This window comes from Aminipila sp. (assembly GCF_032051575.1).
Lineage (GTDB): Bacteria > Bacillota > Clostridia > Peptostreptococcales > Anaerovoracaceae > Aminipila.
In genome coordinates this window covers 95,783-108,657 of sequence record NZ_DAMBYD010000001.1, presented here as the reverse complement: position 1 = coordinate 108,657, position 12,875 = coordinate 95,783, and the positions used below count along the sequence as shown (strand labels likewise).

11 protein-coding genes are annotated in these 12,875 nt (G+C 36.6%); 2 read left to right on the top strand and 9 right to left on the bottom strand.

The genetic code is table 11. From position 1 onward, the window contains the following. Nucleotides 1–20: 20 nt before the first annotated feature. Genes RTW14_RS00535 through RTW14_RS00515 form a run of 5 tightly spaced genes read right to left on the bottom strand, consistent with a single transcriptional unit; the run spans nt 21 to nt 5,754 of the window. A complete protein-coding gene (locus tag RTW14_RS00535) occupies nt 21–1,475 on the bottom strand; it encodes a S41 family peptidase (protein ID WP_312647361.1) in 1,455 nt (484 codons plus the stop codon). 11 nt (nt 1,476–1,486) lie between these two features. Continuing rightward, entirely contained in the window at nt 1,487–1,915 is a 429-nt protein-coding gene (locus RTW14_RS00530) for a DUF1934 domain-containing protein (protein ID WP_312647359.1), read from the bottom strand. Then, nucleotides 1,884–2,939 (bottom strand): D-alanine--D-alanine ligase family protein, encoded by a 1,056-nt coding sequence (locus tag RTW14_RS00525; protein WP_312647358.1) that lies wholly within the window; start codon nt 2,937–2,939, stop codon nt 1,884–1,886. Before RTW14_RS00525 ends, RTW14_RS00530 begins: the two co-directional genes overlap by 32 nt. Before the next feature lie 11 nt (nt 2,940–2,950). Continuing rightward, on the bottom strand, nt 2,951–3,865 hold the full coding sequence (gene hslO / locus RTW14_RS00520; RefSeq protein ID WP_312647357.1) for an Hsp33 family molecular chaperone HslO: 915 nt from the start codon (nt 3,863–3,865) through the stop codon (nt 2,951–2,953). Nucleotides 3,866–3,891: 26 nt separating this feature from the next. Beyond that, nucleotides 3,892–5,754 (bottom strand): phospho-sugar mutase, encoded by a 1,863-nt coding sequence (locus RTW14_RS00515; RefSeq protein ID WP_312647355.1) that lies wholly within the window; start codon nt 5,752–5,754, stop codon nt 3,892–3,894. A 191-nt stretch (nt 5,755–5,945) separates the two neighbouring features. Here RTW14_RS00515 and RTW14_RS00510 point away from each other — a divergent pair, with 191 nt between their 5' ends. Continuing rightward, nucleotides 5,946–7,211, top strand: coding sequence for a S1C family serine protease (locus tag RTW14_RS00510; RefSeq protein WP_312647354.1), 1,266 nt, complete (start codon nt 5,946–5,948; stop codon nt 7,209–7,211). A 63-nt stretch (nt 7,212–7,274) separates the two neighbouring features. Here RTW14_RS00510 and RTW14_RS00505 read toward each other — a convergent pair whose 3' ends face one another. Next, complete coding sequence (locus RTW14_RS00505) at nt 7,275–8,045, bottom strand: stage II sporulation protein R (protein WP_312647353.1); 771 nt, start codon at nt 8,043–8,045, stop codon at nt 7,275–7,277. A gap of 74 nt (nt 8,046–8,119) precedes the next feature. After that, complete coding sequence (locus RTW14_RS00500) at nt 8,120–10,249, bottom strand: SPOCS domain-containing protein (protein ID WP_312647352.1); 2,130 nt, start codon at nt 10,247–10,249, stop codon at nt 8,120–8,122. Between the two features lie 224 nt (nt 10,250–10,473). On the opposite strand from RTW14_RS00500, the gene RTW14_RS00495 reads away from it, so the two are divergent. Then, nucleotides 10,474–11,058 (top strand): chemotaxis protein CheC, encoded by a 585-nt coding sequence (locus RTW14_RS00495; protein ID WP_312647351.1) that lies wholly within the window; start codon nt 10,474–10,476, stop codon nt 11,056–11,058. 90 nt (nt 11,059–11,148) lie between these two features. Here RTW14_RS00495 and RTW14_RS00490 read toward each other — a convergent pair whose 3' ends face one another. After that, on the bottom strand, nt 11,149–11,805 hold the full coding sequence (locus RTW14_RS00490) for a GntR family transcriptional regulator (protein ID WP_312647350.1): 657 nt from the start codon (nt 11,803–11,805) through the stop codon (nt 11,149–11,151). 22 nt (nt 11,806–11,827) lie between these two features. Continuing rightward, nucleotides 11,828–12,796: a 4-(cytidine 5'-diphospho)-2-C-methyl-D-erythritol kinase gene (gene ispE, locus RTW14_RS00485; protein WP_312647348.1), complete on the bottom strand. Its 969-nt coding sequence runs from the start codon at nt 12,794–12,796 to the stop codon at nt 11,828–11,830. Nucleotides 12,797–12,875 lie beyond the last annotated feature (79 nt).

Sequence of the window (12,875 nt, the reverse complement as noted above, 5' to 3'; positions counted from 1 at the left end):
TATTCCACTTTTTTATATATTTATTTTTTTAATAACTCTATGGCCTTTGCTAACTGCAGGTCTTCACCTTTTTTAGTATTCCCATAGGCTAATCCATAGGCTTCAATTTCCAATTTACTCTTTGTTGAGTTGTCTACAACCGCATACGGGAAAAGTCCTTCATCCTTTTGGAACTTCTTTACAGCTGCTGCAGTAGCATCATCCATTGTCCCAGTGATTTTTCCTTTATAATAACCAAGTAAAGTTAATCTTTGCTGCGCAGCGTAAACCGTCAACCCTGTATCTCCTGTTTTAGGTTTTTCATTTGCATTCATAGGTGCAAATGTCACGTATTTTGCCTTAGCATCTTCGCTTCCCACGTTGCCATTTCTAACCACATAATCTGGTGTAACTCCAACATGATCTATAGCCTTCCTGTTTGGCGTTTCAAAGTAGAAAACAGAAACTTTCGCTTTATCCCCTGAAGATAATGATATAATCTGTTGTGCTACACCCTTTCCAAAAGTGGTAGTACCAACTAACGTAGCTATCTTATTATCCTGAAGCGCTCCTGCTAAAAGCTCGGAAGCACTGGCACTTTCCTCATTGACAAGAAGTACAATAGGCATTTTCGGATCTGCAGTTCCAGCTGCTTTTTCACTTTCAATTACTTTTCCTTTATTTACAAAGTGTGCAATATATCCGTTTGGAATTAATTCATTGGCAATCTCAACTGCTCCGTCTATGTATCCCCCAGGATTGTTACGCATATCAATAATTAAAGATTCTGCACCTTTATTTACAAGGGCAATCTTAGCCATTTTAAATTCTTTAGCAACATCTGAGTCAAATCCAGAAACAAGCATGTACCCAATTTTTCCCTCTAACATTTCATAAGAAATGCTAGCTGTTGTTACAATCTCGCGAATAATAGTTATGTCTTTCTGCTGTCCTGCCCTATTGACAGTTAATGTAACCTTTGTACCTGCTTCACCTCTCATAAGTAACACCAATTGGTCTAAACTTAAAGAAGTCACATCTTTTCCGTCGACTTTTATGACTATGTCTCCAGCTTCCACCCCTGCTTTTATAGATGGACCTGCTGCATTTACTAAAACCACCTTATGCTTGCCATTTTCATTCTGCATAGTAACCCCAATGCCTGCATATTCACCAGAGACAGACTCTACAAACTTTTCACTATCTTTTTCAGTTGCATAAAACAAGCTGTATGGGTCGCCCAGTGACTCAGTAGCACCCTCCATGGCTGCATCCATGAGATCGTCATAATTCACCTTATCTTTATAATATTTGTTGAGAAATTCCAAATACTCCTGCATTGATACGAGACGATTTAATAAATACTCTTCTGAATTAGTATCTTCATCCTTTGTTTCTGCAAAAGCTGAAGGCAAAAATACTACAAAAGAAAATGATGTAATAATCAGAGCCATAGCAATAACTAAAGCGATTACTTTAACAATTTTTTTATCCATTCTGTTCCCCTTTAAATTATTTGTATATTCAGCTTGCTTCGACCTTCTGACAAGCCCTTTAAACTAACGTGGTAATCTATATCGATAGAGCCTTTTCCATCTGGTGTAAGATTGTTGACTAAATCATTTGTAAGGACTTCCATTTCAATCGCTCCAAAAGGCGTATCATAAAAACCTTCATATCGACAGCCCTTTTGAAATTCTATAACAGTGTCCAGTGCGACACTATCTCCAAATCGTTTCATTTTTATAGTGTCACCTTTTAATTTTAGGCTGGTTTTGCAGCCAGGCATTCCTGAAACTTCACTTTCCTCATATACCAAATACGTTGCTTGGTTTCTTTCAAAGATTTTGCCCTCTGTAATAAATTCTATCTGATCCTCGTTGGCAGCATCTGTTGAAATCTGTCTACCTATTATTCTTAGCATGATATCTTTCATATCCAAAATCCACAATCCTTTCAATTAACTGGGAATATGGAATGCCCGCTTCTTCCCACAGTATAGGGAACATGCTGAACTTCGTAAATCCCGGTATGGTATTTATCTCATTTATGTAAATCTTATTGTTGTTCCTCTCTAAAAAGAAATCTACTCTGGAAAATCCTGCACAGTCAAGTGCCATATAAGCTCTCACTGCAATATCTCGAATTTGCTCCTTTATATTGTCTGGAATATCTGCAGGTACACATATTTTAGACTGCCCGCCATCAAAATATTTAGCCTTATAATCATAGAACTCTGCTGATGGTAATATTTCTCCAACCGCCGCAGCTTTAGGATTATGATTTCCAATCACTCCTGTTTCCAGTTCTCTGCACTCTATGCCTTCTTCAACAACAATCCTTCTATCATATTTTGCTGCTTCCAGTAAAGCTTTATATAACCCTTCCCTATCTTTTACCTTGGTAATGCCCACACTGGATCCCATATTAGCAGGCTTTACAAACATAGGATAAGGCACTTTCGCCTCAATCTTTTCAGCTTCGGCCTCCATTAACTTTTCATTCACCTTTCCTCCTACAGACATAAAATCCTCTATATAAGACAAGGCGTGTTTACAAATTGGCAAACCTGCTTTTGCAAATATATCTTTCGCGATAGCCTTATCCATTGCTGCTGCAGATGCTAAAACACCACAGCCTGCATAAGGGACATCTAGCATTTCAAACATCCCCTGAATAGTACCATCTTCTCCGTAAGGGCCATGCAGTATAGGTAATGCAAAATCTATGATTTCTTTTAACCTTCCTGGATTAAAATCCTTTGCTTTTCTTTCCCACTGTCCGTTTTCTATTTCCGAGGTAGTTCCCTCAAAATGCTTCCATTTCCCCTCTTTTGTAATACCAAAGAAAAATGGTTGAAATTTTGTTTTATCAAGTGCATTTATTACAGATGCCGCAGACATAAGCGATACTTCATGTTCTCCAGACCTGCCACCAAAAATTACGCCTATTTTAATCATTATTATGCCCCCTAAATTCTTGAAAGAATATCCTCCAAGTGTTTCTTATCAAAGAAATATTTTTTCTCACAGAATTGACAAACAAGTTCTGCCTGACCGTCTTCTTCTATTATTTCAGTCAAATCCTTGCGGCCAATAGTCATCAATGCCTGTTCGATACGCTTTTCATCGCAATCACATTGCCATTTTATTTCTCTAAATTCTAATGGCTCAGGCTTATATTGTTCCGGCATCTCTTTAAATATATGCTCCATCAATGCCTCTAACACGCCTTCTTCCGTTTTACCTGCTGACTGCAGGATGATTTCTTCTATAAGGGTTGTCATTGGCTTCATGTTGCCAAGCATTTCTTCAAGTGCATCTACGGCTTCTTCTTCAAAGCCAGGCATCATTTGAATAATCATGCCCCCTGCACAAAGCACTGATAAATCCTTTGCAATCTTCACACCTAACGCAACGGAAGAGTTCTGCTGCTCTGAAATAAAGAAATAAGCGGTTAAGTCATCTGCAATTTCTCCTGTAACTAGTGCAATGCTCCCCATATACGGCTCTTTAAGTCCTAAGTCCTTTATCACTTTAAGTTCACCAATTCCAAGAGAACCGCCTACGTCTAATTTTCCTTCTTTTGTACGAGGAAGGTCAACGTCAGGATTAGCAATATAGCCCTTTACTAAACCATCTGCATTCGCTGTTGCCAGAATCTGTTTAGCAGGACCATCCCCAGTAAAACTTAGGGTTAATTTGTCCCGTTGCCCTTTAAGCATGATGCCCATTAGACCAGCTCCTGTCAGAACACGACCTAGTCCAGCTGTTGCAAGAGGTGTAGTATCGTGGATCTTTCTTGCCTCTTCTATCATATCCGTGGAAATAGTCAAGTAGACTCTATACATTTTACTTTTATCTATAGCAATTAATGCTTTTCCCATTAAATTTTCTCCTTTTTATTCATCGTTTATTTGCAATTGACTTTATCTGTCAGCTCATTTATTAAGTATTCAATCACTGCCTCTGATTCCTGTGCAGTTTCGCCCTTTGCAGATAAGTAGATTTTAAGCTTTGGCTCTGTACCTGAAGGCCTTACTGTAAAGGAACTTCCTCCTTCAAGCACGACTTCTATAACATCAGATTTAGGAAGGTTTATTGGAACAATGGCTTCAGACATTCCACAACATCCACTCCCTGTGAAAAGCCGTCTTTCCTGCTTCTGATAGTCTGCCACCTCAACTACTGATTTCCCTATAAACTCTTCCGCTAGATTTTCTCTGAAATCCAGCATTAGCTGCTTCATAACTTCCATACCTTTTGAGCCTTCAAATGTAAAATCAATGAGCTTATTCTTAAAATATCCATATTCTTGATAAAGTTCTTCTAATCTATCTGCTAGAGTTATACCTTTAGCCTTATAGTAGGCTGCCATTTCACAAATAAGCATAGCCCCATTTACGGCATCCTTGTCTCTTACATAAGTTCCCGACAGATAACCATAGCTTTCCTCAAAACCAAATAAGTACTCCTCTTCCCGATGTTCATTTTCAAGAAATCCAATCTGCTCTCCGATAAACTTAAACCCTGTTAAAGTTAAAATTAGTTTAACTCCATGCTTTACTGCAATAGCTTCTGCCATTTTAGTTGAAACAATAGTCGTTATAGCACATGGATTTTTCTTGCATCCAGTTTTTACCTTTGTTGTAATCATAAAATCTAAAAGCATAATACCTACTTCATTTCCTGAAAGAAGCTTGTAGGCTGGATCGTTCCCTTTGCTTTCACAAACAGCAATTCCTACTCGGTCACAATCTGGATCAGTGGCCAAAAGTAAATCTGGAATATCATCAACATTTCCTGAGGCTACAGCTTTATGGGCCAATTTTTCACAAACTGAAAGTCCAAGTTCCAGAGCTTCTTTTTTTTCCGGATTTGGATAAGGGCATGTAGGGAAATTTCCATTTGGAAGTTCTTGTTCCTTAACTATATTTACCTTTGTAATACCCAATCTTTGTAAAATCTTTCTAACCGGTTTATTTCCCGCTCCATTTAGTGGCGTATAAACAATAGAGAGATTTTTTAATATTTGTTTTTCACTTTCTTTAGTTAAAGCACTTTCAGCCTGTACTGCATCAAGATAGGCATTTACAGTTTCCTCTCCTAACAATCTAAGTATACCATTTCCTCCGATATGTTTAACATCTTCAAAAATATCCAATTTTTGAACAAATTCATAGATTTTTTCCGCCGCGGTTAAAGTTACCTGACAACCTGAATTGTCATATACTTTATATCCATTGTATTTGGCTGGATTATGGCTGGCAGTAATCATAATACCCATTGCACAGTTAAAACGCCTTACGGCAAAAGAAAGTGCCGGTGTGGGCATTAATTCCTCATATAAATATACATCTATATCATTTGCAGTCAATACATCTGCAGTTATTTTTGCAAAAACTTTAGAATGGATACGACTGTCATAAGCTATGGCCACTGAAGGTCTTTTCTCCAATTTTTTCCCTTTAAGGGGTGAATCTGTAATATATTCTCCCGCATGGATATAATGTGCAATTCCCTGGGTTGCTTTTGCTACTGTGTAAATATTCATTCGGTTTATGCCTGCCCCTAAAATTCCACGTAGACCGCCCGTTCCAAAGTCAACATCCTTATAAAATCGTTCATAGATTTCCTCTTCAGCGTTCTCTGCCATCGCACAGCTATCCAGTTCTTCTAATAATTGTTTATTAATACTTGTAATCTCTTGGTCGTTATTCTTTAAATTCAATTGATCTATTAAAAATTTATGCCAAATTTTATACTTTGTTTTCATTTTATAATCTCCCGTTTAAGTCCGTAGAGGTTCACCTTTATGTTATTCTACATTATTAACAATATATTTTACCACATAAACATATTTTTTTCACAAAAAAATCACATTTGAGAGTTAATATATGAATATACATTTTGTTATTGTACATTTAAGGTTCAATAAAATAAAAATATTAGGAGGGGATTTGTAGTATGGATAATTTTAAAAGTTATTATTCAGGGGAGAATAATAATAATGAGCCAATACAGGATGTAAATTTTGTAATAGTGGAAGATACGTCACCAACAGAACATTCCGGTACAAGTCACGGCTCAAAGCATAAACACAGGTTTAACTTTAGGCTGTCTAAGATGGGTATAGCTCTTCTTGTTGTTTTATGTCTTCTTACATCGACAGTTTTTGGATTTGGCGGTGCAATGCTTGCCAACCACTTGTCTGATGGCAGTGACAGCTTTGGTAAACGATCTGCTACAACTAGTAAATTAAATATAGCCAATACAGGAACTACTTTGGAACTGGCTACTGAAAGCGACTTAACCATAAAAGAAATTGCTGCATTGAATGCCAATTCAGTAGTAGAAATTAAAACTGAAGCAATGGTTACTGACTCCTGGATGCAGCAATATGTTACAGAAGGTGCAGGAAGTGGCGTGGTCATTTCTTCTGACGGTTATATTGTAACGAATAACCATGTTATTGAAAATTCTAATAAAATTACAGTAACTTTAAAAAATAATAAGTCTTACAAAGCAACTCTTGTTGGACGAGATGATGAATCCGATTTAGCCGTGTTAAAAATTGATGCCAGTGGCCTTACTCCAGTTGTTTATGGAGACAGCAGCGCTTTAGAGGTAGGAGATTTATCCGTTGTAATTGGTAACCCCTTAGGGAGTCTAGGTGGAACAGTTACTGCCGGTATCGTAAGTGCCCTTGACCGTTCCATTACGATTGATGGTAAAAGCATGACATTACTTCAAACAGATGCCTCTATTAATCCAGGTAATTCTGGAGGAGGAATGTTTAACCAAAATGGCGAATTAGTAGGTATTATTGTTGCGAAATCCTCTGGTTCAGACGTTGAAGGTTTAGGTTTCGCTATTCCAGTAAACCAGGTAAAGAAAATTGCACAGCAATTAGCTGATTATGGTTATGTTAAAGGAAGAGTAGACACCGGTATTACCTTTGTTGATTTAACCGATATGAAAAATGCAATTTTCTATAGTGTTAGAAGTCTAGGGATCTATGTGAAAACTGTTGATAGTGAACTTGCAAAAAATGCAGGTTTTCAGAGCGGCGATATGATCTATTATGTAGGCGATAAGAAAATAGAATCGGCATCTGATTTGACAAGTGCCTTTAATGGATATAAAGTTGGGGACAAAGTTATAGTCACTGTAATTCGTAACGATGATATGAAAAAATTGACACTAACGCTTTGTGAAAAAACCAGCAGTTAAATAATAAATGTGGCTTTGCCACATAAAAAACAGGGTTTGCTGTAATAAAGCAAACCCTGTTTTTTACTGTTTCTCTAACAATTCTAAAGTTTTAAATTTCAGCTTAATGGCAGTTTGGGTAGTAACACACGCCTTGTTACTATTCCGTAGTTTCAATAAATCCTGTGTCATGCCTATGGCTGCATAGGTGGTGGTATCAAAAGCCTCAAGCTGATTCGGATTATCTGAACCATCAATTAGACATAAAGGAGGAAATAGTACACACCACCAGTTGTTCCCTTCTCCTGCTCCAATCGTAATGTTTAAAGCTTCATAATTTCCTGCTGGAAAAGTCATATCTCCATAACTTTTTTCAGGAATCCACCTTACTCCTAATTCGGCAGTAACCTTATAATCATAACCATTATCTCTAATAATTTTTTCTGCAATTTGCTGGATCTGATCCATGTGAGATAATAAATACTCTCTGGATTCCTCTACATTTAAAGAAACCTGTGCTGTGTTTATGCTATCTACTACTGCCATGGTTTCATTTACAGGTTCACTTTCTTCACTTTCAGCCTTTGGTACTTCTGCTGGCACATCTTCTACAGAATCATACTTTTCCATAGTTTCTTTAATTAAATTATTATTTACAGCTTCTAACACTCCATCGCGAACCTTAAGCTTCAGTTCCTGGTCTGCCGGTGAGTTGCTGTTTGCCAGCACGTGGAAACGAATAATCCCAGAATGGTGATCATCTTTATTAGCACTTTGTGCATACCACCCCGTATATAAAATCATGCATATTAAAATAAAAAGCATTGCTTGCATTTGCCGTTTATCAAATCTCATAAAAAAACCTCCTGTTATGCTTACTTCCTTATTTGGAAGTATTGCCAACAAGAGGCTTTTTATTCACACCAAGATTATTTAACGATTAAAAGCTTCATACCCGGTGGTAATACCTGGTCTTCTCCGAGGTCATTAATTTCAGTTATCATTTCCATTGTAGTTCTATATTTTTTGGCTATATTCCAAAGTGTATCGTCGCTCTTTGTTATATAAACCACCATTCCTGGCTTTGTCCCTGGTTCTTCTTTTGACTCAACAAAACAAACATTTTGTATGACCTGATATTTATCCTGCCCATATACAGATGAAGAAATAAATAAATTTGCATTTACTTCAATCTGTTTTGCATTAATTCTGTCAAACCATAGTTCTTTTATTGCAATTTCACTGTTTGCTTTTGTGTCACCTCTGCCCATTGGAATTTCCATAGAGCCCCTGAAATTGACTTCCTTATTTAGTCTAAAAGCAGTCTTCTTTTCATCTTCAGGAAGACACAATAATGTAATATCAACTGTGCCCTCTACAATGTTTTTATTCTGCTCTAAGAAACTTTTACTATTCTTTATATTTCCAAATATGTAGATAACTCTCTTTACTTCTCCATATTTTTCAGGTACATTTATAATTTCTCTTACTGCTGCTTCCGTGACGCCACTGCCACCTAAAGACATAGCTTCCAGCTCTACCTTGTCACAAATGACATCTTTAGTTCGATGGTAAATATCTGTTACAATTTCTCTTTCTAAATTTTTATAAATTTCTATGGTAGTTTCCACATTACCATCCAATGCAAATGCATTTTCTCCAGGTTCCTCCGGATCAGGTTCTTTTATATGAACAGTAAGATTATTGTAGTTAAACGATATTTTGCTTCCTTCTGCAGGATTTAAAATTGGAATGAATTGAGTAAATTCCGTTTTTCCTTGGAATAACTGAGGGGTAAGTTTCTTTTCTTCGTTTTCTGAAAGGTCCATTGCTTCCACTTCATTATTACTTCCCAAATACAAAACATTACAATATATAGTTGCATTTACTACGGCTTTATCCTCCGTGATTTGTTTATGATTTTCTACTATATCTACATCATATTTTAAGATACGTTCTGGTTTTGGTTGTGTATCTTTTATAGCCAGCGTTTCATTTATATCCATTATATCGGTTTTTCTTTCTGATACATGGGTCATTTGTATTTTTTCTTTTAAAAGCTGTAGTTTTTCGCCCTTAATCCCCTGAAATACTTGCATTTCAACATTTGCATATTCCCGCATCGTTAACCTGACTGTTAACTTTGCTCTAAATTTTCTTTCGTTTATAACTGTATAGTCAATGCTTTCAATATATGGCTTGATAACTAATCTTGAAAGGGATTCTGCCGATACATTGCTCTCCGTTTTAAATGGAATTCTAGACTGTATATTTATAATATGATGCTCCCCAGTATAATTTTCAGGGATATATAAAGTATGTAATTCGATTTCTCCTGTAATCTTTACTGAATCTTGACTCAGTTGTCCGATACGAATTTCTGAATCAGACAGGCTTACTTTTCCTGTCATAGATAAAATTGATGCCAAATCTTCTTTTGTGTCTGGTACTAATATATCTTCTTCTATATACACTCTTGTCTCAGGTTTTTCACGAATATCTGTCATTTTTAATTCGTTTGTAATAAGACTTCCTGCCACTGGTATAAGCACTGCCGCCTCACTATTGGGTGCTGCAGGTGCAGGTGACGCCATAACAGGCTTTGCCCTTTCAATCGTTTCAGGTTCTGCTTCAACTTCTAGTACATAATCAGGTTCACTAATTACTTCAATTAGCTCAGGCTCTGGTTCCTGTTGTGGTATTAATTGCGGTTCAGTTATTACTTCCTGTACAAACTCTGGCTCTGTGATTACTTCTGCTTCCATTTCTGCGGCTTCTTCTGATTTAATTTCTGCAAAAACTTCTGATTCCGTTTCCACTACTGTATCTGCTTGTGGTTCAAGTAATTCTGTATTCTCTTCAAAGACTGGTTCCGCAAATTCAGGAAAAACATAATCCCGAACAGAATGATTTGCTAAATGTGGATCAACCTCTTCAGCCTGCTCCTGTCTATGCAAGTTCAATAATCGATCATAGGGCGACGGGTCAAACACATCCGCCTCATCTGTATCTCTCGCTGGTTGAAGTGCAAAATCAGGTATATCCTTATCATAGGTCATGATATTATCCCCCTTATACGTTAGATTTTTTAAACTTTTATACTGCGGCATTGTCCGCATTGCATACATTAAACACAATACATTTTATTCCGTCCCCTTTGTTTGTATTACTACTTGTTTAATATAAATATAATAGCAATGAAAAGAATTGAATAATTTCACATTTTGTGGTAACCTTAAAAAAAGTTAATTTTTATAATTTATTATGCAAGGAGTAATGCGACATGGATGTAACAAAAAAAGAAATAGATGCGATTGGCGAACTTTTTAATATTGGTATCGGCTCTTCTGCTACTGCATTATCTACTATACTTAGCAAGACAGTAAACATTTCTGTACCTAAAGTAGACATAGTAACACCTAAAGACCTGGATATAACCTACTTAGAGCCTGCTTTCGGCATAAGTGTGGACTACACCAAAGGACTAAGAGGTACAAACTCCTTGCTTCTAAAAAGAGAAGATATTTTAAAAATGGTCAGCCAAATGACTTACATGGAAATTACTGAAATAGATGAGATATCACAAAGTGCTATTTGTGAGTTAATGAATCAGATGATGGGTTCTTCCTCAACAGCTATAGCTGGATTTCTTAATAAAGAGATCGATATATCAACACCAAAGTTAGGTGAAGTTCAAGATACAAACTCTTATAAAGATTTTATGTACGGACAGTATGATACGGTTATGACAGTAACTTTCACTTTGGATGTAGAAGATTTTTTAACAACTAATTTCATAACTGTTATGAGCAGCGATATTTATCAGGCTATATTAGATGAGATGCGAAAGATGCATCCTATTACATAGTTTATAACCAATAAATCATAAAAGAAAAGACCCTCTTTCTCAAGAAATTCAATTTTTCTTAGGAAAGGGGTCTTTTTTATGTTTACGTACCTATACGCCTTCTGTTATAACAAGCTCTTTTAATTTTCTAATATGTGTGTCTGCAGCTTCTTTTGCTGCTTCTGAATCGCCTTTAGCGATGGCATCTATAATAATCTGATGCTCATGAGGCATATTTTCAGCTCTTTTAAAGTCATCATAATACAAATATCTAAATCTCAATGCCATTTCCTGTAATGGCTCAATAAGTTGAAGCAAAGTTTTGTTGTTACTGGCTTCTACAATTAATTTATGAAATTTTGAATCATAATATATCATATCAGTTGTATTGCCTTTTTCAACAGCATCGTTGTAAGCTTCTTCTGCGTCTTCAATTTGTTTCAGCTGTTCTGGTTTCATACGTGAAGCCGCTATATATGCTGCAAGGCCCTCCATATTTTGACGCACTTCAAGTATCTCAATCATATCATCTGTAGAAATCTGAGATGCGTACGCTCCTCTACGAGGCTCAATAATTACGAGTCCTTCTTTTTCCAGCTTTCTAATTGCTTCCCTAATAGGAGTACGACTTACACCCATATCCTCTGCAAGCTCCACTTCCATCATTCTTGTACCAGGGACAATTTTCCCCGTCAGAATCTGTAGCTTTAGTTCCTCATAAACAATCTCTCTAAGTGGTCTATGATTTTGAATATCAAAATTTAACATCTTTCACCTCATCTTTATTATTTCATACTAATGTCTTTGTAGCATAAGTCTCCTTATTGATTCCACTTAAAAGCTTATAGTCTTCCTCTAGTTTTGATTTTTCAAAGTATATAGCAAATACGGTAGGACCACTTCCACTCATAAGAACTTTTGCAGCTCTACCCTGCTGAGTAATCTTGTCTTTTGTATACACAATTATAGGATACCTCTTTACACTGAATAATTCAAGTATATTTGCCATATTGTTGATGACTTTACCGTAATTTCTGGCATTTAACCCATTTATAAGTTCTTTTGTATCTATATGATGTTTTATAATTGCTGTTTGTTCTTCATTATCTGTTTTTTCTAGTCCAAGTTCTGCATCGATTCCCTTATAAACGTCTGCGGTTGAAACTCCTATGGATGGCTTACTTAATAATACATCACAAGAAAGAGGTGTAACTGGCGTAAGCTGCTCTCCTATCCCCTCAGCCAGAGCACAAGTGCAGGCTAACGCATCATTGTTCATATATGCACCAAGCTGTACATTTCCCTTAGCTTGACCCATTATACAAAATGGTACATCTGCTCCTAGCGTAACCCCTATGCAGCAAAGTTCTTTTACTGACAGCCCTGAATTCCAGAGGTTGTTTAGGGCATGAATCACAGCCGCACCATTTCCACTTCCACCTGCTAGTCCCGCTGCAACAGGTATATTTTTCTCTATATGTATTTCAACTTTGCCCTGTTTATGCAAACATTCCATCATCATTTCAGCTGCTTTATACGCAATATTTTCATGATTTAAGGGTAAATCTTTTCGGTTGGCAGTTAAACTAATCTGGCAGGCCATTGGTGCTTCAATTTCCGTCCATTTAACAGTTACTAGATCGTGCAATTCCAACTGCTGCATAACCATCTCCACCTGATGATATCCATTTGGAAGAATGCCCAGCACATCTAACGATAAATTGATTTTAGCATAAGACTTTATGGATATTTCGTTCATTAGCATTTCCTTTCTAGGGTTAGAATTAGTAAAACAGCTCACTTTATAGTGCTTCATAAAGTGAGCTGTAAATATGTGA